We start from the raw sequence: 24729 nt of genomic DNA on the forward strand, positions 1-24729 counted from the left end.
CAAGCTTTCAGCCCAACTGCGCGGCCAGTTCGCGGCCGATCTTGCGACCTTCGCGCACCGCGTAGTTGGTGCCGCGATCCTCGGGGTAGATCTGCGCCATCGACGCCAGGTGGAAGCCTGGCTGCGGACCGGCGGCCGGCGGGATCAGCGTGCTGTAGTGCTTTTCCACCACCGGCTGCGACCAGCGCGCCTTCCACACGTGATGACGCTGGATCCAGCCGCGCTCCAGCTTGGGGAACATCTTCTGCAGGAACGGCAGCGCGTAGTCGAGGAACTGGTCGGCGTCCATCTGGTACAGCGCATCGGTGTGCGGCAGGTACTTGGACAGGTAGACGATGCGGCGGCCGCCGTAGGTGGCGGGCGATTCGAAGTTGGTGTGCTCGATCACCCCGACGAAGGGGAAGCTCGGGTCGTTGACGTTGAGCCAGTAGGTCTCGGACAGCGGGCGGTCGAGTTCCATCACCAGGCAGACGTTGGCCAGGTAGTGGATGCGTTCCAGCCTGGCCACGTAGTCGGCCGGCGCCCAGCCGCGCACCATGTCGGCCACCAGCGGCAGCGCGGTGGTGGCGATCACGTGGTCGGCGCTGACGGTGCCATTGGGGGTGTCGAGCTGCCAGACGTTGCCTTCGGGACGGATCGCCGCGACCGGCGCGCCGGTCTCGATGCGCCCGCCCAGTTCGCGGATGCGCGTGGCCAGCGCCTCGGCCAGCGCCACGAAGCCGCCCTTGAAGTAGGCCAGGCGTTCCTCGCCGCCCTTGCCGCGGCTGCCGCCGCGCAGCTTGAGCTTGTTCCAGAACCACACCGCCGACACCTGCTCGGCCACCGGGCCGAACTTGCCCTTGAGCAGCGGTTCCCACATCACCTGGTACACCCGCTCGCCGCCCAGCTCCTTCAGCCATTCGGCGGCGGTCTTGTCCTCCAGCGCCATCCAGTCGTCCACGCCGCGCGCGCGCAGCGTCAGGAGGCCCAGGCGGATGCGGTCGACGAACGACAGCGGCGTGAACTTCAGCAGGTCCAGCGGGGTGGAGAGCTTGAAGAAGTTGTTGGCGTAGTACACGCCGGTGTTGGTCGGGTTGATCGCCACGCGCTCGTTCAGGCCCAGCTCGTCGATCAGCTTCATCACCTCGACGTCGTTGGTGAACCAGTGGTGGTAGAAGCGATCGAGCTTCTCGCCGCCGACCTCGAAGGCGGCGGCCAGGCCGCCCAGTTCCGTTTCGGCTTCCAGTACCGTGACGGCGATGCCCTGCTTGGCCAGTTCGTAGGCGGCCGACAGGCCGGTGAAGCCGCCGCCGACGACGGCGACGCGGGTGGCGTGGGTGTTGCTCATGACAGCTTTTCTCTTGGAAGACGGGTGTGGGAGGCCAGGAAGTAGCAGCCGCCGGCCACGGTGGGCGGCAGCCACAGCAGGGCGTGGACCAGGAAGGCGTAGGCGGTCGCGGCCGCCTGGCCATTGCCGAGCGCGGTCATGGCGCGCACGGTGAAGTAATCGAAGGTGCCGACATAGCCGGGCGTGCTGGGGATCAGCGTCGCCAGCGTGCCCACCGGCAGGGCCAGCCAGCCGGCGGCGGGGGCGATCAGTTCCGGCAGCGCCAGCGCCGCCATCCAGAACACCGTGCCCTCGGCCAGCCACGCGGCCAGCGACCAGCCGACCAGCCGCAGCATGGTGCCGCCGCCGGCCAGGTGTTGCAGCGTGCCCAGGCCGCGCTCGATCTCGGCGGCGAGCCGGGCGCCCAGCGCCGGCGACACGCGCCCGGCCAGCCTGCCCGCCAGCCGTGCCGGCGGGGCGAACAGGCGCGGGAACAACAGCACCACCAGGATCGCCAGCGCCACCGCGATCAGCGCCGCGCTGCCCAGCCCGGCGAAGCGGCTGGCGTCCAGGCCGAACACCGCCAGCGCCGCGCCCAGCAGCACCAGCACCATCAGCAGGTCGAGCAGGCGTTCGACGAACAGCGTCGCCAGCACCGTGCCGGCACTGGTGCCCAGCCGCGCGTTGAAGGCGAAGGCGCGCAGCACGTCGCCGGCGCGGAACGGCAGCACGTTGTTGGCGGCGAAGCTGGCCAGCAGCGGGCCGGCACAGTCGATCCAGCGCAGCGCCGGGTTGTCGCGTGCCAGCATCACCCGCCAGCGCGCGATGCGACAGGCATAGCCGACGCAGAACAACGCCAGCCCCGCCGCCACCCAGCCGCCGCGCGTACCGGCGAAGGCCTGGGCCAGCGCGGCCGGGTCGATCTGGCGGGCGATCAGCCACAGGAAGAACAGCGCCAGCAGGATGCCCAGGCCGAGGCGGGCGGCTTGCTTGGGTTTCACTTGCGGTCCACCACCGGGCTGCGCGACAGCGCGGGCGCATGCTCGCCGTAGCCCAGGTATTCCTGCACCACGTACAGCGGGCGATGCTTGACCTCGTTGTAGATGCGGCCGATGTACTCGCCGAGGATGCCGACGCAGATCAGCTGCACCCCGCCGAGGAACAGCACCGCGATCATCAGCGCGGTCCAGCCTTCCACCCACTCGTTGGTGAACAACCGCATCGCCACGGCATACAGGATGCCCACCAGCGCCAGCGAGGCGGCCGACAGCCCCAGGCCGATCGACATCTGCAACGGCTTGGTCGAGAACGACAGGATGCCGTCGGTGGCGAAGCGCAGCATCTTGCGCAGCGGATACTTGCTCTCGCCGGCAAAACGCTCGGCGCGCTTGTAGGGCAGGGCGGTCTGCTTGAAGCCTACCCAGCTCACCATGCCGCGCACGAAGCGGTCGCGTTCGGGCATGGCGCGCAGCGTGTCGACCACGTGGCGGCTCATCAGGCGGAAGTCGCCGGTGTCGAGCGGGATCGGCACGTCGGACAGCTTGTTCAGCAGCCGGTAGAAGCTGCGCGCGGTGGCCAGCTTGAACGCCGATTCGCCGGGGCGCTCGGTGCGGGTGCCGTAGACCACGTCGTAGCCTTCGCGCCACTTGGCGACCATCTGGTGCACCACTTCGGGCGGGTCCTGCAGATCGGCGTCGATCAGCACCACCGCGTCGCCGCGCGCGGCATCGATGCCGGCGGTGACGGCGATCTGGTGGCCGAAGTTGCGGGCGAAGCCGATCACGCGGATGCGCTCATCCTCGGCGGCGAAGCTGCGCAGCAACTGGCGGGTGCGGTCGCGGCTGCCGTCGTCGATGAAGATCAGTTCCACGTCCAGGTCGGACAGTTCGGCGCAGAAGGCCTTGAGGCGCTTCATGGTTTCGCCGATCACCTCTTCTTCGTTGTAACAAGGCACGACGACCGAGAGCAGGGCGGTCATGGCTTCATCTCCCGACGGATCCACAACCCGGCCGGCGGGTTGTCGCTGAAAGGCTTCCAGTAGTAGTAGCCACCGATGGCCTGGTTGATGGTGGCCCAGGCCTGCGGCGCGGCGGCGGAATCCACCGGCAGCCAGGTGACGTAATCGACGCGGTGGCGTTGCAGCCAGTTGGCGCTGTCGGGCAGCTCGCCGCGGTAGAAGGTCTTGATCATCCCCGACTCGTTCCACACCTGTTGCGGCGCGCCGTGCCAGAGGCTGACGTGGTTGGTCCAGCCCTGCATCGAGATCTGCTGCGAGAACATCGCGATCAGTGTCTGGTTGGTATAGGCGTAGGCGTCGCCCTGCCAGGTTTCGAGCACGATGCCGCGCGGCGCGTTGGACAGGTAGTTCACCATGTCGCGGTTGACCTTGTCCTGCATGAACCACGCCCGGCCGTCGAGCTTGCCGGCGTCGGTCTTGGGCACATACCACCAGTAGCGCGCCACGTCGAAGGCATAGAACGAGGTCAGGATCAGCGTCACCGCGGCGGCGGCGCGCACCCAGCGCTGCGCGCTGGCGAGCGCGAGCGCGCCGCAGACCAGCAGGCCGCCGCTGTAGATCCAGCCCCACCACTTCATGGTGGTGTTGGTGCGGTCGTACTTGCCGCCGCTGGGATCGTCGACGAACACCATCTCGGACACCACCAGCATGGCGGTGAAGGCGACGAAGAAGCACAGCGCCAGCGGGCGGTGGCGCTTGTCCACCAGCGACAGGCCCATCAGCGCCAGCATCGGCCACCAGAAGATCACGTAGCGCAGCGCCGGGGTGTGATCCACCCAGGGCACCAGCTTGATCGGGGTGTTGATCGCCTGCGCCGCCAGGCCGGCCAGATAGGGATAGACCAGCAGCGCGCCGAGCAGACCGCCGCCGATCACCGCACCCCAGTCGGGCGGCTCCTTGCGCCATTCGCGCCAGCAGACCCAGGTGAGCAGCATCAGCAGCGCCAGCGGGAAGATCCAGGTATTGGTGATCAGCATCACCGGCACGGTCAGCGCGAACAGCCCCTGCGCCAGCCGCCGCCGCACCGGGAAGCTGCCGGAGGCCGGCGTCTCCACCCACGCCAGTAGCGACAGGCCCAGGAACAGCAGGAAGAAGCTGCCCAGCGGCGGGTGATAGTCGCCCAGGAAGAACTGGTAGCCGAAGTTCTCCATCGGCAGATCGTTCGGCTCGAAGTCGGGGCGCGGCTTGTCCTCGGGCTTCAGCTTGGGAAACAACGCACGGCCGAAGTTGGTGTTCACCTTGGTTTCGAAGTTGCCGATGAAGCGCGCGCTGCCCCACATGTATTCGGTGGCGGCCCATTCCACCGGCTGGTTGGCCGGTTGGCCGACCACGAAGTGGATCAGCGGGGTGATGCCGGTACCGCCCAGGCCGATGGTGATGACCAGCAGCCAGCGCGCCCAGCGCTGCGCCAGGAAGCGGCCGCTGAAGTACCACATCAGCGTCAGCGACAGGCCCATCAGCAACGCGAACGCGATGTTGTAGGCCACGCCGGGGTTCCAGCCGAACAGCCGGCCCATCAGCGCGGCGCCGTAGTGCTGGAAGGCGTAGTAGAAGTCGAAGCGGTACGGCGGGTACCAGGTATCCAGCGGCGGCAGCTGCTCGCCCGGATAGTAGTTCAGCATGAAGTAGAGGTCGGCCGCCCGCTCGCCCATGTTGGGCAAGATGTTGGGCAGCATGAACTTCCAGGCGAAGGCCACGGCGAAGCACACCACCAGCACCTTCTCGGCATTGCGGAACGCCTCGGAGCGCGCCTCGGCGCGGAACAGGTAGAGCACGAACAGCATGCCGGCGGTGGTGAACGGCCACAGCCACGACAGCCGTCCCAGGCCGAACGCGTGTTCGATGGCACAGAGCACCAGCGTCACCAGCAGCACGCCGGCGGCACGGGCGATGGGGTAGGGCAGCCAGCGCCCCAGCACCAGGGTGGTCCCGGCCAGGTGCAGCCAGAGCAGCAGCAGGCTGCCGAGCAGGAAAATCATTTGCATGGTCGTTGTCTTCCCTGGTGCGTCAACGGCGTTCCCACACGCCGTAGGCCACGCCGTCGGCGTCGCTGAGCGGGCGCCACACGTAGCTGGGCGCCAGTTGTTGTTGCAATTGGGCGAAAGCCCCCTGATTACGGTTCTGCTCGAAGCGGCTCCACACTACGTAGCGCGCGCCGCGCGCCATCAGCCACTCCGCCGCGTTGGGCAGCTCGCCGCGATAGATGCGCCGCACCGTCTCGGCGTCGATCAGGATGTGCTGCGGCTCGCCGTGCCATTGCGCGACGTGGCTGGGCCAGCCGTTGAACGCCGGCTGCGCCGCATGCAGCGCGAACGCCGAGGTCGCCATGTAGGCGCCGCCGTCGATGCCTTCCACCACCAGGCCGCGCGGCGCAACGCGCAGGTATTCGAGGATGCGGCGATTGACCGGATCGCTGGTCAGCCACGCCTCGCCACCCAGCTTGCCGGCGTGCGGCTTGGGTTGCTGCACCAGGTACTGCAATTGCGGCAGCGTATAGCACAGCACGCCGATCAGCGGCACCGCCGCCAGCCAGCGCCAGGCGCGGCGCTCGGCGGAGATCAGCAGCGTGGCCAGCAGCGCCAGCGCGCCGGGGAACAGCCACGACCACCACTTGAGCACGGTATTGAAGCGGTTGTAGCGATCGCCGCTGGGGTCGTCCATGTAGACGGTTTCGCTGATCACCAGCAGCAACAGCACGCCGAGCGCGGCCCAGGCGCCCAGGCGCGCCGACGGCGTGTCCTCGCCGAAGCGGCGGATCCAGCACAGCAGCATCAGCCACAGGATCGGCCACCAGATCGCCACCCATTGCGCCAGTGGGGTGTGGTCGATGCTTGGCACCGGGCGCAGCGGCACGGCCAGCGAAGTGAGCGCGAAGTGGGACATGAAGGGATAGAGCAGCGCCAGCCCGATCAGGCCGCCGCCGATCAGCCAGCCGAACTGCGCCGGCTTTCCCTGGGTCAGCCGCCAGCCGGCCCAGCCCAGCACCAGCAGCCCTTGCAGCGGGAACACCCAGCTGTTGAGCGCGATGGCGGCCGGCACGCTGGCACCCAGCAACAGCAGCAGCTTGCCGCAGGCGTTGTGCTCGCCATGGGCATCCTCGCGGTTCTGCGGCGGGGCGCCGGTTTCCAGGCGGGCGATGATCGCCAGCGCCAGGAACAGCAGCAGGAAGCCGGCCAGCGGTGGATGGTAGTCGCCCAGGTAGATGAAGTAGCCGATGTTCTCCAGCGGCAGGTCGCGCGGCCCCCACGGCTGTTGCAGCAGATCGGGCGACACGCTGCCGAACAGGCGGCGGCCCCACTCGACATTGATGTTCTGGTCGAACACGCCGGTGAAGCGGGTATTGGCCCACAGCCGCGTGACGGCGGTGCCGACCACGAACGGGCCCTTGAACAGCACCAGCAGCAGCGGCGCCAGCCCGTTGCCGCCGGCCACGGTGGCGGCGACGATCAGGCTGCGCCAGCCGGTGCTGGCCACCCAGCGCGACGCCATCGACCACACCAGGCTGCCCAGCAGGCCGATCAGCACGCAGAAGCCCAGGTTCATGCTCCAGCCGGCGCTGAGGTGGAACAGCCGCCCGATCAGCGCCGCCGCGTAGTGCATCAGCGCGTAGTACACGTCGAAGCGGAAGCCCGGCAGCCACTGGTCGGGCGGCGGCAGCGTCGCGCCGTCCATGTAGTTGCGCACGAAGTACAGGTCGGTGAGGTGCTCGGCCGTGACGTCGAGATTGGGAAAGAGGAAGCGCCAGACGAAGGCCCAGGCGAAGGGCAGCAGGAAGGGCAGTTCGCCGCGCCAGAATGCTTCGTCGGCGATCTTGCGCCGGAGCACGAACAGCGAGCCGGCCAGCGTGAACGGCCATAGCCAGCGCAGCGAGCCGAGCCCGAACAGGTGCTCGACGAAGAAGCAGCACAGCACCAGCGTGAAGACCAGCGCGCCGCGTACCAGATGACGATCCGACCAGCGCTCGCCGCCCAGCTGGCCGAGTGCGGCCAGATGCACGAGCAGCAGCAGCACCGTCAGGGCGGTGAAGATCAAGCTCATTGGGACTCCTCCGAAGCGGGGCGTATGTTACCCCGCCTTTTGTCGGCGTATCGCAGTGCGATGCGCGCTTTGGTAGCGACCGCTCCGTTGTCGCCATTGCGCAAAGCACAATGACGGATGCAAGCGGATGGGGTGCTCCTTGTTGTAACCGTGGAGCTTACTACAAGCCGCCGCCGCTGCGTACCGCGCAGGCGGCTCACACGACCGGCGCAAAGCGCCGTGCGGCGGTTGGCCCGCAGTTCGCGGGAAACGGCCGCCGGACGGCCGGGCGAACCGCGCGTGCGTGCGCCGGCCATGGGACAATCGTGACCTTGCCCACAAGGAAACCATGATCATGGAATGCCGACCGGGATGCGGCGCCTGTTGCATTGCACCATCGATTTCGGTCATGCCGGGCATGCCCGGCGGCAAGCCGGCCGGCGTGCGCTGCATCCACCTGCTGGACGATCTGCGCTGCGCATTGTTCGGCCTGCCGCAGCGGCCGTCCTGTTGCGGTGGGCTGCAACCGAGCGCGGAAATGTGCGGCGGCGATCGGCAGGCCGCGCTGGCCTGGCTGACCGAGCTGGAGCGCCTGACTACGCCCTGACGGCAGGGGCGGCGGCATCGGGCTGCACCTATTGAAACAAGAACCGTTATCAATTAAGGTGCGAGCCATCCCCGTGCATGCCTGCAGGAGCATCTTTGCAAATGGCCTTCTCCTTCCCCTTCCGTCCCCTGGCCGCACTGGCCGTGGCCGCCGTGGTCGTCGCCGCGCCGGCGCGCGCCGCCGAAGTCAGCCAGCGCGCCGTGCTCGACCAGTATGCCGCCATCGTCGAAGCCAACTACCAGGACACCATTGCCGGTGCCAAGGCGTTGCAGGCCGCGGTCAACGAATTCATCGCCGCTCCGTCCGACGCCGGCCTGCAGAAGGCGCGCAAGGAATGGCTGGCCGCGCGCGAATGGTACGGCCAGACCGAGGCGTTCCGCTTCTACGGCGGCCCGATCGACGACGACAAGGGCCCCGAGGGCCTGATCAACGCCTGGCCGCTGGACGAAGCCTATATCGACTACGTGGAAGGCAAGCCCAAGGCCGGCATCGTCAACAACCCCAAAGCCGCGCTGACCGCCAAGAACCTGCGCGCGCTGAACGAGCGCGGCGGTGAAGAGAACGTCGCCACCGGCTGGCACGCCATCGAATTCCTGCTGTGGGGCCAGGATCTGAACGAAGGCGGCCCGGGCGACCGCAAGTTCACCGACTTCGTCGACGGCAAGACGCCCAACGCCGACCGCCGCCGCAGCTACCTGAAGATCGTCACCGACATGCTGGTGTCCGACCTGGACAGCGTCGCCAGGCAATGGGCGCCGGGCGCAAAGAACTACCGCGCCCGCTTCGTCGCCGGCGGCAACGAAAGCGTGAAGAAGATCCTGACCGGCATCGGCACCCTGTCGCGCGGCGAACTGGCCGGCGAGCGCATGGAAGTGGCGATGGACACCCAGGCGCAGGAAGACGAGCACTCGTGCTTCTCCGACAACACCCACCGCGACATCGTCACCAATGCCCAGGGCATCCAGAACGTGTGGGAAGGCCGCTACAAGACCCGCGACGGCAAGACCCTCGAAGGCGCCAGCATCAAGGCGCTGGTTGCGCAGAAGAACGCCAAGCTGGCCGACGCCACCAGCGCCGACATCGCCCGCACCGTGCAACTGGCGCAGGCGATCCGCCCGCCGTTCGACCGCGAGATCGTCGGCGACGAGAAGGCCGAAGGCCGCAAGCGGGTGCAGGCCGTGATCGACGCGCTGAAGAAGCAGGCTGGCGGCCTGGTGGAATCGGCGCAGGTGCTGGGTATCAAGCGCCTGAACACCGCCGTCTGATTACCACCAACGCTGAGCAACCGGGCCGGCGCTGGCGCGTCGGTTCCGCGTTCCAGGGCGAATCGCCCTTCGCACCCACGTTTGAAGGTCGATTCGCCCTAGAGCCCCGCCAGGGGGCTTCGGCCGTTGTAGAAAGCTTTTGTAGAAGTAATGCGCATGTATAAGTGGTTGATTCCCGCGTTCTGCGTCGCCGGTGCCGTGATGGCCGGCGGCGGCGCGCTGCTCGCCCGGTTCGAACCCGACGAGGCGCTGCCCGGCGGCCAGACCGCCACCATCGACGACCACGGCAAGAACGCGTTCTCGCTGCCGGCGCCGGGACTGACCGACGCGCAGAAGACCGATTTCGTCATCGGCAACTCGTTCTTCAAGAAAGCCTGGGTCGAAGCGCCGTCGTCCACCGCCGCGCGCGACGGCCTGGGGCCGCACTTCATCGCCCGTTCCTGCGGCGCCTGCCACGCGCTGGACGGGCGCGGCGCGCCGCCGGACATCGAGAATGGCATCCAGGCCGAGCAACCGATGGCGCTGCTGATCCGCCTGTCGATCCCCGGCCAGGATGCGCACGGCGGCCCGTTGCCCGAGCCGGTCTACGGCGGCCAGTTCAACAACGACGCCATCCCCGGCGTGGCGCCCGAAGGCAAGGTCGAGATCCGCTACACCGAGATCGCCGGTCGCTTCGCCGACGGCACCCGCTACACCCTGCGCCAGCCCAGCTACCGCCTGACCGACCTGGGCTACGGCCCGATGGACCCGGGCACCCTGCTGTCGCCGCGCGTGGCGCCGCACATGGTCGGGCTGGGCCTGCTGGAAGCGATCCGCACCGAGGACATCCTCGCCAACGCGACACGCCAGGCGGCGGAAGGGCGCGGCATCCGCGGCGAGCCCAACTGGGTGTGGGACGCGCCATCCGGCAAGACGGTGCTCGGCCGTTTCGGCTGGAAAGGCAACGTCGGCACCATCGCCCACCAGAGCGCCGGGGCGTTCCGCGACGACATCGGCATCACCTCGCAGCATTTCCCCGAGCAGACCTGCACCGCCAGGCAGGCGGACTGCCGCGCCGCGCCCAGCGGCGGCGAGCCGGAAATCGACGCGCGCAAGATGGACCAGGTGATCCTGTACAGCCAGACGCTGGCGGTGCCCAGCCGGCGCGATCCACAGAGCCCGGCCGTGCTGCGCGGCAAGCAGGTGTTCGCCGACGCCAACTGCGTCAGCTGCCACGTGCCGAGCTACACCACCGGCCAGCATCCCACGCTGGCCGCGCTGTCCAACCAGAAGATCTGGCCTTATACCGACATGCTGCTGCACGACATGGGCGACGGCCTGGCGGACGGCCGGCCCGACTTCAAGGCCAACGGCCGCCAGTGGAAGACCCCGCCGCTGTGGGGCCTGGGCCTGATCCCGGCGGTGAACGGCCACAGCAACTACCTGCACGACGGCCGCGCCCGCAACCTGATGGAAGCCGTGCTGTGGCACGGCGGCGAGGCCGAGGACAGCAAGCAATACGTGCTCAAGCTCAACCGCCAGGACCGCGACAACCTGGTGCGGTTTCTGGAATCGCTTTGATTGGGGGTGAAACCCCAAGTCTTGAACCACAGAGGACAGTGAGAACACGGAGTTTCACAGAGAACACCGCAAACCGATCGATACGAACATTCAGGCCGACTCGGTTTTGCCTTTCCTCTGTGAATCTCTGTGTTCTCTGTGCTCTCTGTGTTTCAAGATTTGGGGTTTGACCAGATTTGGGGTTTGACCCCAACCAGCCCGAAAAACAAAGGACCGTTTCATGTTCAGACCGTTGCTGATCCTGATGGCGCTGGCGAGCGCCGCGCCGGTGCATGCCGAGGCGCCGCTGCCCGATGCCGAGTTCGCCGTGCGCTGGATCGATGGCGCCTATGTGTCGCGCCATGAAGCACTGGTCGCGGCCAGCGAGCGCTTTGCCGGCGCCGCCGGGCAGTTCTGTGCCCGGCCCGACGACGCGGGCCTGCAGGCGACGCGCAGCGCGTGGCGCGGGGCGATGCTGGCGTGGCGCACGATGGACGGCGCCAGCGGCGGCCCCATCGTGCTGGAACGCACCGGGCGCATGATCGACTTCCGCCCCACCCGCACCAAAGACATCGAGAAGCGCATCGCCAGCGGCGCCGGCGTCGATCCGCACAACGTCTCGGTGCGCGGCCTGCCCGCCGCCGAATACCTGCTGTACGGCGATGCCCAGCCCAAGGCGCAACTGGCACGGCTGAAGGACCCGGCGCGCTGCGCCTACCTGCAAGGCAGCGCCGGACGCGCGCTGGAGGACGTGCACCAGCTCGACGCCGGCTGGACGCTCTACGAGGAACAGTTGCAGGGCGAAGCCGAGTTCTTCCGCAAGAACCTGTTCTCCGAAACCATCGGCCTGATGTTGAGCGGCATCGAAGGCGCGATCCGCCGCCTGCCGCGCGTCGAAGAGGCCCAGCCCGACGCCTGGCCCGACTGGCGCTCCGGCCTGACCCGCGACGCCATCGGCGCCCAGCTCGACGGCTTCGCCACCGCCTATTTCGGTCCCGAAGCCGGCGTCGGCCTGGCGAACTTCGTCGCCGCGCAAGGCCACGCCACCGTCAACGCCAAGGTGAAGGCCGCCTACGACAACGCCCGCGCGGCCCTGGCCGCGCTGCCCGCCGACCAGGCGCGCAGCAGCGAAGCCCAGCGCGCCGCCGTGCGTAGCGCGCTGTCCGCGCTGAAACAGGCCATCGCCGGCGACGTCGCCGTGGCGCTGGACGTGGTGCTGGGCTTCAACGACAGCGATGGGGATTGAAAATGCGGGAAGAGGGAAGGGGGAAGAGGGAAGGGTCAAGTCAAAAGCAACAGCAAAGACGGGCGCTGCGGATTTTGCCCTTCCCTCTTCCCCCTTCTCCCTTCCCATTCACGAACCCATGAACCTCTCCCGCCGTCACTTCCTCGTCGCCCTGGGCGTGCTCGCGCTGCCGTTGCCCGCGCTGGCCGGCCTGCCGCGTCGCACGCTGCTGGCCGCCGCGGCGGATGACGGCGGGCCGTTCTTCGAAGCGGTGAACGGCGGTGCGCCGTTGCGGTTGCCGACGCGCGGCCACGGCATGCTGCCGATTCCGGGCAGCGACGAACTGATCCTGGTGGCGCGCCGCGCGGGGTTCTGGCTGGCGCGCGTCGACTGGCGCCGCGGCGTCGAGGTCCAGCGCATCGCGCCCGCGCCGGGGCGGCACTTCTATGGCCACGCCATCCTCAGCCCAGATGGCGCCACGCTCTACACCACCGAGAACGACATCGAACACGGCGCGGGGGTGGTCGGCGTCTACGACGCGGCCACGCTGACGCGGCGCGGCGAGTTCTCCAGCCACGGCATCGGCCCGCACGAGCTGTACTGGCTGGTGCCGGGCCGGACGCTGGCGGTGGCCAACGGCGGCATCCTCACCCTGCCGCAGTCCGGCCGCGACAAGCTCAACCTGGCCAGCATGGCGCCGTCGGTGGCGATCTTCGACCTGCCGTCGGGCACGCTGCTGTCCAGCCATGCGCTGTCCGACAACACCCTCAGCCTGCGCCATCTGGCGCGCACCGCCGACGGCACGCTGGGCATCGCCATCCAGGCCGAATCGCCGGACGGTCGCGACGTGATGGATACGCCGCTGCTGGCCGTGCTGCGCGACGGCAGGCTGACGCTGGCCGAACACCTGCCCGGCTGGGGCGGCTATGCCGCCAGCGTGGCCGCCGTCGGCGACGTGTTCGTCGCCACCGCCTTGCAGGGCGACGTCATCCTGCTGTGGCGCAGCGACGGTTCCTTCCTCGGCGAGGTCGGCTTGCAGCGCCCCGCCGGCATCGCGGTCGATGGCGAGCGGGTGTATGTGTCCAACGAAATGGGGCTGATCGCCGAGCTGGACGTCGCCCGCCGTCGCCTCACCCCGCTGGCCACCCGCGCCGGGGTGAAGTGGGACAACCACCTGGTGGTGGTATGACGCGGCGCTGGCTGGCGGCCTTGGCGACGCTGCTCGCCGGTTGCGCCACGCCGCCATCCGCTCCGCCGCGACTCGACGCCGCGCTGGCCGCGCGGCCGGTCTGGCTGCTGGGCGAGGTGCACGACAATGCCCAAGGTCATCGCCTGCGCACCGAACTGCTGGCGCAACGGCTGGCGGCGGGCTGGCGCCCGGCCATCGCCATGGAGCAGTTCGACCGCGAGCGCCAGGCCGACCTGGACGCCGCGCTGCGCGACTGCGCCGACGCCGAGTGCGTGGTGGCGCGGGCCGGCGGCGCCAAGGCGGCGTGGCAGTGGGCGTACTACACGCCAGTGATCGCGCTGGCGCAGCGCTACCGCCTGCCGCTGCTGGCGGCTAACCTGTCGCGCGCCGATGCCGGACGCGTGATGCGCGAAGGTTACGGCGCGGCGCTGGATGCGGCGACAGTCCAGGCGTTCGGGCTGGATCGCCCGCTGCCGGCGGACCTGGAAGCCGGCCAGCGGCACGAGGTGGACGTCGGCCATTGCGGCCAGCTGCCGTCCGACCTGCTGCCGGGCATGGCGCGCGCCCAGGTGGCGCGCGACGTGTGGATGGCCAAGGTGGTGCGCGAGCACGCCGACGGCGTGGTGCTGCTGGCCGGCAACGGCCACGTGCGGCGCGACCTGGGCGTGCCGCGCTGGCTGCATGGCGTGCCGGGCCAGCGGGTGGCGAGCATCGGCTTCGTCGAGGCACCGACCGAGGCGGGGCGTTTCGACCAGACGCTACTCATCCCGGCCGCCCAGCGCCCCGACCCGTGCGCCGGGGTGAAAGCCGGCAAGTAGGCCAGGGCGAATCGACCTTCAAACGTGGGTGCGAAGGTCGATTCGCACTAGGGACGGGCGGGACTTTCCCCGCCGGATCAGCGGCTTGCCGGCGCGATGTCCCCGCCGTGGCGGTGGATGCCCGTGCGACGATCTTCTTTTAGTTGAGAATTATTCGCGTTATTATGTCGCCTTTGCGCGCCGTCGGGCGCATCATCCGGCGCGGCGGGTCGCCCCGCAGTCATCGTTGAGGAGTTGCTTCACCTATGGAAAACAATCCCTACGGCATCGCCGCCCTCTGGGCGCAGGGCGACGCGGTCACCCGCGGTGTCGCCATCCTGCTGCTGCTGATGTCGATCGCTTCCTGGTGCGTGATCGTGATGAAGGCCTGGCGCCTGATGCACCTGCGCCGCCAGGCGCGCGCCGCCACCCACGATTTCTGGCACCAGCGCGACTTCGCCGCCGGCCTGGCCGTGCTGGGCGAAACCAAGCAGGAGAACCCGTTCCGCAGCCTGGCCGAGGAAGGCGCCGAGGCAGTGGCGCACCACGCGCACAACAAATCGGACCTGCACGGCGCGCTGAACGTCAGCGACTGGGTCACCAGCAACCTGCGCCGCGGCATCGACGACGCCGCCCAGGCGATGCAGTCCGGCCTGTCGATCCTGGCTTCGGTGGGCTCGACGGCGCCCTTCGTCGGCCTGTTCGGCACGGTGTGGGGCATCTATCACGCGCTGGTCAGCATCGGCGTCACCGGCCAGGCCTCGATCGACAAGGTGGCCGGCCCGGTGGGCGAGGCGCTGATCATGACCGCCTTCGGCCTGGCCGTGGCGATCCCGGCGGTGCTGGGCTACAACGCGCTGGCGCGCGGCAACAAGTCGGTGCTGGCGCAACTGAACCGCTTCGCCCACGACCTGCACGCCTACTTCATCACCGGCGCACGCGTCGGCACCGCCTCGCCGGCGCCCACGTTGAACGTGGTTGGGGGGCGTTAGAGCCCTCCCGAGGACATTTCGCGGCAGCGCCGGGCCGGAAAAAGGTCAGGCGCAAGGCGTGCGACGCAGGTAATACCTGGGTATTTCCAAGGAGCAGAACGAAGTGAATGACCTTTTTCCGGCCCGGCCCTACGGGTTCGAGGCATTGCCGACGCCGGGCGGTGTTGCAATCCGCTTGCGGTATACATACCGCGGCGCGAATTGCGCCTTGCCCGTTCATCGGCACTGCCTCGAACGCTGCCGTGAAATGCCCTCGGGAGGGCTCTAAATGGCCTTTGGCAGCTTTGATGAATCCGGCGATGAAGTGATGAGCGAAATCAACATGACGCCGCTGGTGGACGTCATGTTGGTGCTGCTGATCATCTTCATCATCACCGTGCCGGTGATCAGCCACCAGGTGAAGCTGGACCTGCCGCGCGCGGTGAACCAGCCGCAGGAACTCAAGCCTTCGCACATCTCACTGTCGATCGACCCCACCGGCCAGCGCTTCTGGGACGGCAAGCCGGTGGACGACGCCACGCTGGACGCCAATCTGGCCGAGGCGGCGAAGAAGGAGCCGCAGCCCGAGCTGCACCTGGCCGCCGACCGCGACGTGCGCTACGAATCGGTGGCGCAGACCATGGCCGCCGCGCAACGCGCCGGCTTGACCAAGATCGGCTTCGTCACCGATCCCAAGCAACTGCAGTAAAAGCCGCCGCCGCCGTTCCAGCGGCGCGGCGCATCTGCCTCTTCCACCCGCCGCCTTTCCACCATTAATCTTCCGTCATCGCCCACCCGCCCTGACCGGATCATGTGGAACCAGATCGCCCTTGCCCTTTCCACCGCGCTCGGTGAGCCGGTCACCCTGGGATCGCCGCGCGCCGTCGGTGGCGGCAGCATCAACCACGCCTGCCGCGTCGAAAGCAGCGCCGGGCCGTTCTTCGTCAAGCTCAACCGCGCCGGGCGGCTGGGCATGTTCGAAGCCGAGGCCGAGGGCCTGGACGCGCTGGGCCGGGCGATCCGCGTGCCGCGGGCGATCTGCCACGGCGTGGCCGGCGAGCACGCGTTCCTGGCGCTGGAATGGCTGGACCTGGTGCGCCACGGCGACGACGCCGCGCTGGGTGAGGCACTGGCGTCGATGCACCGCCACACCGCGCCGCGCTATGGCTGGGCGCACGACAACACCATCGGCAGCACGCCACAGGCCAACGGCTGGCTGGACGACTGGATCGAATTCTGGCGCGTGCGCCGCCTGGGCGAGCAGTTCCGGCTGGCGCGGCAGCAGGGCCGGCGCTTCGCCCGTGCCGACCGGCTGCTGGAGGCGCTGCCCGCTTTTTTCAATGGCTATGTGCCCGCCCCGTCGCTCTTGCACGGCGATTTATGGTCGGGTAACGTCGGTTTCCTCGCCGATGGCGGCCCGGTGTTGTTCGATCCGGCCTGCTACCACGGCGACCGTGAAGCGGATCTGGCCATGACCGAACTCTTCGGTGGCTTCGGCCGTCGCTTCTACGATGCCTATCGCGCGGCCTGGCCCCTGGATGCGGGCTACGCCACCCGGCGCGATCTGTACAACCTCTACCACGTGCTCAACCACTTCAACCTCTTCGGCGGCGGTTATGCCGACGAGGCCGAGCGCCTGACGGAACGGCTGCTGGCCGCCGTCTAGGTTCCTGGCGCGGAACCCTCGCTGCGGGCGGACGGACCGAGGACGGCGCGTGCCGCGCGCCCGCGCGGCGCCCCGCCAGGACAACGCCGGCGACAAGACCCGATACAGGCTGAACAACATGGAAGGATCGCGATGCAGGTGACCTTGCTGAAGATGACGACCGCGGCCGACAGCGCGCAGGTGCCGCTGCTGGTCGAACTGGTGGACGGGCTGCGGCCGCGCCGCGCCAGCGACGAACGCGCCGCCATCCACAACGTGCAGGCCCTTTGCTACCTGCTGGAAAGCCACCCGGATTACCGCGCCGCATTGCGCCGCGCGTTGCTCTATCTGTTGTCCACCTGCTGGCAGGTGCCGCTCTATACCGAGACCGGCATCCTCTCCAACGAAACCTTCTTCGCCACCTTGCGCCGCCGTATCGGCCTGCGCCTGTTGCCGCCGGTGGCCGACCCGCACTCGCTCAAGGATCGCTTCGCCCAGCTGTTCCACCGCAACGACGACTACGAGTGGCTGGCCAACGTGCCCAGCCAGAACTGGTTCGAGCTGGGGCGCGCGCTGCACTTCGAAGAGGAACAGGACCACGACAGCATCGCCCGCACCCAGGTGCAGATGCTGGAGGCGGTGCAGATCCTGTCGTGCCGGCTGGCCGCGCTCGGGCTGGAGCCCGAGATCGTGCGCAACTGCCCGGAGGTGCAGCGCTTCGAATCGCCGTTCGTGCACCAGAACGTGGAGGCGCTGGCCTACATCGAGCGCTATCGCACGGCGATGATCGACGATGCGCTGCCCAAGGACGACGACGCGCAGATCCTGGTACTGCTCGACCAGTGCGAGACGCTGGCCGCCAAGGTGCGGCGCAGCGCGGCGCGGCAGGGGGTGTCGGTCAGCCTGACCTACCACCTGATCCGCATCCGTCAGCACATCGAGCGCATGCGCCTGCTGCTGGATCTGATCGACCCGGACAGCGACCGCGACAGCCGCGCCGAGCGCCTGCTCACGGTGATGATCGGGCTGGTGCGGGCCGAGAACCGCAAGCACAGCATCCGCGACGTGTTCTCGGAGAACACCGAGCTGCTGGCCTTGCAGGTGACCGACCACGCCAGCCGCACCGGCGAGCACTACATCGCCGAGAACCGGCGCGAATGGATGGCGATGTTCCGCTCGGCCGCCGGCGCGGGCCTGATCGTCGGCTTCATGTCGCTGGTCAAGCTGCTGACCGCCAAGGCCCATCTGCCGCTGCTGCTGGAGGCGCTGGCGTTCGGGCTGAACTACGCGCTGGGCTTCATGCTGATCCACATCCTGCACTTCACCATCGCCACCAAGCAGCCGGCGATGACAGCGGCCAAGATCGCGGCGTCGATCCACCAGCAGACCAGCAAGAGCGGCAAGAAGCAGCTCGACCTGGACGAGCTGGCGCAATTGATCGTCAAGGTGCTGCGCACCCAGTTCATCGCCATCTTCGGCAACGTCGCCCTGGCGCTGCCGGTGGCGCTGGCGATTGCGCTGGGCTGGAAATACGCCTTCGGCGCGCCGGTGGTCGACGCCGCCAAGGCGCAGCACCTGCTGCATGACCTGTCGCCCATCGCCAGCCTGGCCGTATTTCATGCGGCCATTGCCGGCTGCTGCCTGTTCCTGGCCGGGCTGATCTCGGGCTACTACGACAACAAGGCGATCTACAACAAGATTCCCGAGCGTATCGCCGCGCTGCCGTGGCTGAACAAGGTGCTGGGCGAGCATCGCACCCGCCGGGTGGCCGGCTACATCGAGCACAACCTGGGCGCGCTGGCCGGTAACTTCTACTTCGGCATGATGCTGGGCACCATCGGCACCATCGGCATGCTGATCGGCCTGCCGGTGGACATCCGCCACATCACCTTCTCGTCGGCCTACCTGTCGTACGCGGCGGTGACGCTGAACTTCGACATCGGCCTCAACGTATTGCTGATCTCGCTGGCCGGCATCGTGCTGATCGGCCTGACCAACCTCGCGGTCAGCTTCGGCCTGGCGCTGTGGGTGGCGCTGCGCTCGCGCAAGCTGAACTTCCGCGCCACGCGGCCGCTGCTCGGCAAGATCCTGCGGCATTTCTTCACCTATCCCGGCGACTTCCTGCTGCCGCCGCGCAGCCCCAAGCCGCAGCCCGAGACCCCGGCCGAGCCTGGCCGGACCGACAACGCGGAGACCGCTCGTGAGTGGATTCGACAACGTGGCTGACCGGCTGGCGGACAGCGGCTGGGCCTTGTGGCCCGGTTTTCTGGACGCCAGCGAAACCGAGGCCCTGATCGCGTTGAGCCACGGGCGGCGCGAGGCATTCCAGCACGCCGCCATCGGCCGCGCCGGCGGCCGGGCGCGCAACGAGGCGATCCGTGGCGACGATGTGCTGTGGCTGGACAGCGACGACCCCGACGTGCAGACGCTGCTCGACCGCCTGGGCGACCTGCAGGCCACGCTGAATCGCGGCCTGTACCTGGGGCTGGCCACGCTGGAATGCCATTTCGCGGTGTATCCGGCCGGCGCCTTCTACAAGCGCCACCTGGACCAGCATCGCGGCCAGGACACCCGCGCCGTGACCGTGGTGATCTACCTGAACCACGACTGGCTGCCGGAACAGGGCGGCCAGCTGCGGCTCTATACCGAGGCCGGGCCGGTGGACGTGCAGCCGCAGGGCGGCACGCTGGTGGCGTTCCTCTCCGATCGCTTCGAGCACGAGGTGATGCCGGCCACGCGCGAACGGCTGTCGGTCAGTGGCTGGTTCCGCCGCCGCGAGGCCGCCGTGTTGTGAGCCGGCACACCGTGCCTGGATCACACCAGGACTAGAATCGAGTCGTGGCCCACTCGGAGTAAAAATCATGGAAATCAAACAGTTGTGCGCCATTGTCATGGCGGGGGCGGTGCTGGTCCTGGGCGGTTGCGCCACCAGCGATTCGGCCAACGTCTACAAGCGCAGTCAGATGCGCACCGCCGCCACGGTGCAGAGCGGCGTGGTGGAACAGGTGCGCGAAGTGCGCATGGAGGATTCGACCGGCGTCGGCGCGGTGGCCGGCGGCGCCATCGGCGGCATCGCGGCGGCCGGCAACATCGGCGGCGGCAACGGGCAGATCGTCAGCGGCATCATCGGTTCGATCATCGGCGGCCTGCTCGGCAACAAGATCGAAGAAAGCGTGATGTCCAAGCAGGCGCTGGAGGTGACGGTGCTGCTGGACAACGGCCAGCGCATGGTGGTGGTGCAGGAGGCCGACCAGCCGATCATCGCGCGGCAGCGGGTCAACCTGATCTCGGACGGCCAGACCACCCGCGTAGTGCCGTCGAACGAACCGTTCCCGGCCACGGCGCCCGAGGTCTCCACCGCGCCGATGTCGATGTAGCGGCAATGGCACAAAAAAAGGCAGCCGCATGGGCTGCCTTTTTTGTTTGACCGCGACGGTTACTTTTTCTTCGGGGCCGCCGGCTTGGCCGCGCCGCGTTCCGTTGCCAGCAACTGGTCGATCACGGTGAAGATCGTGCCGTCCTCCTTGCCCACCATGCCGGGCGAGGTGAAGTACTTGCCGTTGACCACGAAGGTGGGCACGCCGTCCACGTTGTAGTCGCGGGTCTGCTGCGCGGCCTTGTTCAGCGACACGCCCATGCTGAAGCCGTTGTAGATGGCCTTGAACTTGGCCACATCGATGCCCTGCTTCTTCACCCAGTCGAACAGCACGTCCTCGCGGCGCAGTTCGATGCGATCCACCTGCACCGCCTTGAACACGGCCTTGGCGTATTTCTCGGCGATACCCATCTGGCTCAGCGTCACGAAGATCCTGGCGTGGCCTTCCAGGTCGCTGCGGCCCGGCCACATCACGTGCACGCGGCGGAAGGCGACATCCTTGGGCAGCTTCTTGATCCACGCCTCGGTGTGCGGCTCGATGGCGAAGCAGTGCGGGCAGCCGTACCAGAAGAACTCGACCACTTCGAGCTTGCCGGCGGGCACTGGCTGCGGGGTGGCCAGACGCTTGTATTCGCGCCCTTCCTGCGGCGCGGCCAGTGCCACGGTCCCGGCCAGCAGGCCCACGGCGACGATGGCGGTCTTGAGGATGCGGGTGAACATCGGGTCTTCTCCTGGTTGGAACCGGGCATTGGGGGTTATCCGGCATGGCGCCGATCCGCCACGCCCGCCACGGTTTTTTATGCGATGCGTTAGTTGCCGCGCACGACGGTGCTTTCCACGCCGTTGGACTTGAGCTGGTTGCGGGTGCGTTCCAGATCGCCCAGGCTGTTGAACGGGCCGATCCGCACCCGGTGCCATACGCCCTTGCCGGGGATGTCGGCGGTGTAGATCGAAGCTTCTACGCCCACCAGCGCCAGCTTGGCCTTCAGGTTGTCGGCGTCCTGTTCGTTCTGGAACGCCCCGATCTGCAGGTAGGTGCCCTTAGGCGCCTCGACCTTGGCCGGCGGGCTGGCCTCCGGCGCGGCCGGTGGCGTGGGCGTGGCGGCGGATGCCGGCTTCTTGGCCTCGGCGTCGTCGGAAAGCCCCGGCAACACCTTGTAGAAATCGAAATCCTGTTCTGGTTCCTTGGGCGCATCGCCGGCGGCGCCGCCCGGGTGCAGGGTCTCCGGGCCCTTGGCCGGATTGGCGGCCGGCGCCGACGACACGGCGTCCGGCGGCGGCGACTTCTTGTCGGTGAACGGGTTGGTGCCCCGGTTGAGGTAAATCGCCAGTACCACGGCGGCGGCCACGCCCCCCAGCAGCCCGATCAGCAGACCGGTCAGCAGCGACGAACCACCGCCGCCGCCGCTCCTGGTTCCACGGGAGCGCTTCATATCCTTGCTCATTGCCTTGGTTGTCTCCATGCGTCGCCCTGATGGGCGGTACTGCGTATCCGTTTCGCGCCGGAACCTCGCGCCGGCGTTGCAACGGCCGGAGTCGCTCGGCGGATCGCGCGTGGCGACCCTCTGGGCAAGCGGGTGATTATACGGTGGAATCCCCCGCGCGCCATGAGGGGGAAACACAGGTTCACCGTCGCGCGATCGTGCTGTTCGAGGCGACACGGCATGGCGTGCGCGCGGCCGTCTCCAGGCCGATGGCGCGAAGCCGTCGGCACGGCGGAATGCCGCGGGAACGGGCCGGCACGCCAGGTGGCGCGCCACGGGGCCGGGCGGTTGTCGCGCTGGCGCAGCGGCGCCGCCGTTTGCCGCCGTTTGTTGCTGCGATGCACGCAAGCGCGCCGTATAATTCGCGCTTTGCCAATGCCGTACAGGATTTCCACCATGCAGGACGCCGCCAACAAGGCCTGGTCCGGTCGCTTCAACGAGCCCGTTTCCGAGCTGGTCAAACGCTACACCGCCTCGGTGACCTTCGATTGCCGCATGGCCGAGGTCGACATCCAGGGCTCGCTCGCCCACGCCACCATGCTCAATCGCGTCGGCGTGCTGCCCGACGAGGACTTCCGCGCCATCCAGTCGGGCATGGCCGACATCCTGGACGACATCCGCAACGGCGTCTTCGACTGGTCGGTGGACCTGGAAGACGTGCACATGAACATCGAGCGCCGCCTGACCGAGAAGATCGGCGACGCCGGCAAGCGCCTGCATACCGGCCGCAGCCGCAACGACCAGGTCGCCACCGACATCCGCCTCTACCTGCGCGGCGGCATCGACGCCACCCTGCGCCAGATCGCCGAGGTGCAGGCGTCGCTGGTGGCGCTGGCCGAACAGCACGCCGACACCGTGATGCCCGGTTTTACCCACCTGCAGGTGGCGCAGCCGGTCACCTTCGGCCACCACATGCTGGCCTATGTCGAGATGCTGGGCCGCGACGCCGAGCGCTTCGCCGACGCTCGCCGCCGCGTCAACCGCCTGCCGCTGGGCGCCGCGGCGCTGGCCGGCACCACCTATCCGATCGATCGCCGCATGACCGCCGAGCTGCTGGGCTTCGAAGGCGTGTGCGAGAACTCGCTGGACGCGGTGTCCGATCGCGACTTCGCCATCGAATTCACCGCCGCCGCCGCGCTGACCATGACCCACCTGTCGCGCCTGTCGGAAGAACTGATCATCTGGATGAGCCCGCGCTTCGGCTTCATCGACATCGCCGACCGCTTCTGTACCGGCAGCTCGATCATGCCGCAGAAGAAGAACCCGGACGTGCCCGAGCTGGTGCGGGGCAAGACCGGCCGCGTCAACGGCCACCTGGTGGCACTGCTGACGCTGATGAAGGGCCAGCCGCTGGCGTACAACAAGGACAACCAGGAAGACAAGGAGCCGCTGTTCGATACGCTCGACACCTTGTCCGACACCCTGCGCATCTATGCCGACATGATGCGCGGCATCACCGTCAAGCCCGAGGCCATGGAGCGCGCGGTGCGCCAGGGCTTCGCCACCGCCACCGATCTGGCCGACTACCTGGTCAAGCGCGGCCTGCCGTTCCGCGACGCGCACGAAGCGGTGGCGCTGGCGGTGCGCTACGCCGAGGACAAGAAGAAGGACCTCGCCGACCTGTCGCTGGTCGAGCTGCAAAGCTTCTCGCCGCTGATCGAGCAGAGCGTGTTCGAGGTGCTGACCCCCGAGGGCAGCCTGGCCGCGCGCGATCACGTCGGCGGCACCGCGCCGGCGCAGGTGCGTGCGCAAGTGGCGCGCTGGAAGGAAAAGCTCGGCGTCTGAGCGCCGCCGCCCGCGCCGTGCCCGGCCGATGCCGGAGCGGGGCGCCGCGCTTTTCGCGGCCGTTGCCGTTTTCCCAGCCCTCGCCTCGGCGGGGGCTGGTCGTTTCGTGAGCGAGTTCATCCATGCCGATCACCTGGACCTGGCGCCACCTCGCCGATTTCGACGCGCTGGCGCTGTTCGACTATCTGCGCCTGCGTCAGCAGGTGTTCGTGGTCGAGCAGACCTGCGCCTATCCCGACCTGGACGACTACGACCTGCTCGCCGAGCACCTCACCGGCCATGACGAGGCCGGGCGACTGCTGGCCTGCCTGCGGCTGGTGCCGCCCGGCTTGAAGTATCCCGAACCATCGCTGGGTCGGGTGGTGATCGCACCGGCGGCGCGCGGCAGCGGCGCGGGGCACCTGCTGATCGCCGAGGGGCTGGCGCGGGCGGCCCGCCGCTATCCGGGGGCCGGACACCGCATCGGCGCGCAGGCGCATCTGGCGCGGTTCTACGGCCGCCACGGCTTCGTGCCGGTGGGCGAGGTCTACGACGAGGATGGCATCGACCACATCGACATGATCCTGCCGCCGGGTTTCGTCCCGTCGCCGACCGGCGGCTGAGCGCGAAGGCCCATGGCCGCCGTTGTCCTGCCGGCCCGGCGGCGCGCATGGCGCCGCATCCTGTAGTCACAAGTTTGACACTACGCAATTTCTCACGCCGCGCGCGGGCTTAGGGTTTTGCCTTATCCCGGCCCCGCGTGCCCCGTTCCATCGCATTCCGCCGCTGGAGCTGCCGACAAACCCCCGGCTGCGTCGCGTTCGCTTGCCAAGCGCCTTGGCTGCGTTTCGCGCGTGTTGCCGGAACCGCTGCACTGGGTTTTTCGGCCCCTTCTTTCTCTGCACGCCCCGCCGCTTCCACGTGCCGCCGCGCACGCCCGAGCAGGAGTTGTCGATGAAACTGGAATTCCACCCCATGACCGAGGCCGACATCCCGGCCCTGATCCCTCCCATGACCCGCGCCTTCGACGATGACTCGCGACGCTTTCGCGGCGAGCTGCGCGGTGGCCCCTACGGCTACGACGACGGCTCGTTCCTGCGGCGCTACGGCCTGTGCGATCGCGCCTCGTCGCCGTTCACCATCCGGGTCGACGGCAGTCCGGTGGGGGCCTTCATCGTCTATTGGCAGCGTCATGGGGAAAGCGTGCTGGGCAACCTGTTCCTCGATCCGTCGGTACAGGATCGCGGCCTGGGGCTGGAAACCTGGCTTTATATCGAAAGCCATTTCCCGTCGCGCGCCTGGCGCCTGGAAACCCCCGCCTGGGCGGTGCGCAACCATTGCTTCTACGAGAAGTGCGGCTTTCGTCGCACCGGCCAGGACGGCCAGCGGGTGATCTACCGCAAGACGCAATGATCGGGTGACCGCGCCGGGCCGTGCCGCGCCCACCGTGCCGTTCCCCGTCATCCCGGCGACGCCGGGGCCGCGCCGGCCCCGCATCGTCATCCGCCGTCTATGATGAGCGGTGTT

At 68.3% G+C, this 24729-nt stretch carries 22 protein-coding genes; 15 read left to right on the plus strand and 7 right to left on the minus strand.

Going from position 1 to position 24729, the window contains the following annotated elements; translation table 11 throughout:
- Positions 1-7 precede the first annotated feature (7 nt).
- From C556_RS0111620 to C556_RS0111640, 5 genes are read right to left on the minus strand one after another with little or no spacing between them, the layout of a single operon-like run.
- Complete coding sequence (locus tag C556_RS0111620; RefSeq protein ID WP_018748429.1) at positions 8-1327, minus strand: NAD(P)/FAD-dependent oxidoreductase; 1320 nt, start codon at positions 1325-1327, stop codon at positions 8-10.
- A complete protein-coding gene (locus tag C556_RS0111625; RefSeq protein ID WP_018748430.1) occupies positions 1324-2307 on the minus strand; it encodes a lysylphosphatidylglycerol synthase transmembrane domain-containing protein in 984 nt (327 codons plus the stop codon). The genes C556_RS0111620 and C556_RS0111625 overlap by 4 nt, the downstream gene beginning before the upstream one ends.
- Positions 2304-3284, minus strand: coding sequence for a glycosyltransferase family 2 protein (locus C556_RS0111630; protein WP_018748431.1), 981 nt, complete (start codon positions 3282-3284; stop codon positions 2304-2306). Before C556_RS0111630 ends, C556_RS0111625 begins: the two co-directional genes overlap by 4 nt.
- On the minus strand, positions 3281-5308 hold the full coding sequence (locus C556_RS0111635) for a DUF2298 domain-containing protein (RefSeq protein WP_018748432.1): 2028 nt from the start codon (positions 5306-5308) through the stop codon (positions 3281-3283). Before C556_RS0111635 ends, C556_RS0111630 begins: the two co-directional genes overlap by 4 nt.
- 22 nt (positions 5309-5330) lie before the next feature.
- Complete coding sequence (locus C556_RS0111640) at positions 5331-7361, minus strand: DUF2298 domain-containing protein (protein ID WP_018748433.1); 2031 nt, start codon at positions 7359-7361, stop codon at positions 5331-5333.
- Positions 7362-7749: 388 nt separating this feature from the next.
- On the opposite strand from C556_RS0111640, the gene C556_RS0111645 reads away from it, so the two are divergent.
- The 12 genes from C556_RS0111645 to C556_RS20195 all read left to right on the plus strand — a co-directional run bounded on the left by C556_RS0111645 (position 7750) and on the right by C556_RS20195 (position 19955).
- Positions 7750-7947, plus strand: a complete 198-nt coding sequence (locus C556_RS0111645; RefSeq protein WP_018748434.1) for a hypothetical protein — start codon at positions 7750-7752, stop codon at positions 7945-7947.
- Between the two features lie 101 nt (positions 7948-8048).
- Positions 8049-9212 carry an imelysin family protein gene (locus C556_RS0111650; protein ID WP_018748435.1) on the plus strand — a complete coding sequence of 388 codons (1164 nt, stop codon included), beginning with the start codon at positions 8049-8051 and terminating at the stop codon, positions 9210-9212.
- A 156-nt stretch (positions 9213-9368) separates the two neighbouring features.
- The gene (locus C556_RS0111655) at positions 9369-10772 is read left to right on the plus strand and encodes a di-heme oxidoreductase family protein (RefSeq protein ID WP_018748436.1); all 1404 of its coding nucleotides are present in this window, start codon (positions 9369-9371) and stop codon (positions 10770-10772) included.
- 220 nt (positions 10773-10992) lie between these two features.
- Positions 10993-11997 carry an imelysin family protein gene (locus C556_RS0111660; RefSeq protein ID WP_018748437.1) on the plus strand — a complete coding sequence of 335 codons (1005 nt, stop codon included), beginning with the start codon at positions 10993-10995 and terminating at the stop codon, positions 11995-11997.
- A 118-nt stretch (positions 11998-12115) separates the two neighbouring features.
- Positions 12116-13165 (plus strand): DUF1513 domain-containing protein, encoded by a 1050-nt coding sequence (locus C556_RS21700; protein ID WP_018748438.1) that lies wholly within the window; start codon positions 12116-12118, stop codon positions 13163-13165.
- Positions 13162-13983: a ChaN family lipoprotein gene (locus C556_RS0111670; protein ID WP_018748439.1), complete on the plus strand. Its 822-nt coding sequence runs from the start codon at positions 13162-13164 to the stop codon at positions 13981-13983. The genes C556_RS21700 and C556_RS0111670 overlap by 4 nt, the downstream gene beginning before the upstream one ends.
- A gap of 245 nt (positions 13984-14228) precedes the next feature.
- The gene (locus C556_RS0111675; protein ID WP_018748440.1) at positions 14229-14954 is read left to right on the plus strand and encodes a MotA/TolQ/ExbB proton channel family protein; all 726 of its coding nucleotides are present in this window, start codon (positions 14229-14231) and stop codon (positions 14952-14954) included.
- Positions 14955-15261: 307 nt separating this feature from the next.
- Positions 15262-15642, plus strand: coding sequence for an ExbD/TolR family protein (locus C556_RS0111680; RefSeq protein WP_245559240.1), 381 nt, complete (start codon positions 15262-15264; stop codon positions 15640-15642).
- Between the two features lie 102 nt (positions 15643-15744).
- Positions 15745-16599 carry a fructosamine kinase family protein gene (locus C556_RS0111685; RefSeq protein ID WP_018748442.1) on the plus strand — a complete coding sequence of 285 codons (855 nt, stop codon included), beginning with the start codon at positions 15745-15747 and terminating at the stop codon, positions 16597-16599.
- Positions 16600-16731: 132 nt separating this feature from the next.
- The gene (locus C556_RS20190; RefSeq protein ID WP_018748443.1) at positions 16732-18804 is read left to right on the plus strand and encodes a site-specific recombinase; all 2073 of its coding nucleotides are present in this window, start codon (positions 16732-16734) and stop codon (positions 18802-18804) included.
- Entirely contained in the window at positions 18779-19372 is a 594-nt protein-coding gene (locus C556_RS0111695) for a 2OG-Fe(II) oxygenase (protein ID WP_026263027.1), read from the plus strand. The genes C556_RS20190 and C556_RS0111695 overlap by 26 nt, the downstream gene beginning before the upstream one ends.
- Before the next feature lie 67 nt (positions 19373-19439).
- Positions 19440-19955, plus strand: coding sequence for an outer membrane lipoprotein (locus C556_RS20195; protein WP_157236115.1), 516 nt, complete (start codon positions 19440-19442; stop codon positions 19953-19955).
- Between the two features lie 59 nt (positions 19956-20014).
- Here C556_RS20195 and C556_RS0111705 read toward each other — a convergent pair whose 3' ends face one another.
- Positions 20015-20674 carry a thiol:disulfide interchange protein DsbA/DsbL gene (locus C556_RS0111705; protein ID WP_018748446.1) on the minus strand — a complete coding sequence of 220 codons (660 nt, stop codon included), beginning with the start codon at positions 20672-20674 and terminating at the stop codon, positions 20015-20017.
- Between the two features lie 89 nt (positions 20675-20763).
- Positions 20764-21387, minus strand: coding sequence for an SPOR domain-containing protein (locus tag C556_RS0111710; protein ID WP_026263028.1), 624 nt, complete (start codon positions 21385-21387; stop codon positions 20764-20766).
- Positions 21388-21834: 447 nt separating this feature from the next.
- On the opposite strand from C556_RS0111710, the gene argH reads away from it, so the two are divergent.
- The 3 genes from argH to C556_RS20200 all read left to right on the plus strand — a co-directional run bounded on the left by argH (position 21835) and on the right by C556_RS20200 (position 24615).
- Complete coding sequence (gene argH / locus C556_RS0111715; protein WP_018748448.1) at positions 21835-23223, plus strand: argininosuccinate lyase; 1389 nt, start codon at positions 21835-21837, stop codon at positions 23221-23223.
- 122 nt (positions 23224-23345) lie between these two features.
- The gene (locus C556_RS0111720; protein ID WP_018748449.1) at positions 23346-23825 is read left to right on the plus strand and encodes a GNAT family N-acetyltransferase; all 480 of its coding nucleotides are present in this window, start codon (positions 23346-23348) and stop codon (positions 23823-23825) included.
- Between the two features lie 331 nt (positions 23826-24156).
- Entirely contained in the window at positions 24157-24615 is a 459-nt protein-coding gene (locus tag C556_RS20200) for a GNAT family N-acetyltransferase (RefSeq protein ID WP_018748450.1), read from the plus strand.
- Positions 24616-24729 lie beyond the last annotated feature (114 nt).

The sequence above is a fragment of the Chitiniphilus shinanonensis DSM 23277 genome (assembly GCF_000374805.1).
GTDB lineage: Bacteria > Pseudomonadota > Gammaproteobacteria > Burkholderiales > Chitinibacteraceae > Chitiniphilus > Chitiniphilus shinanonensis.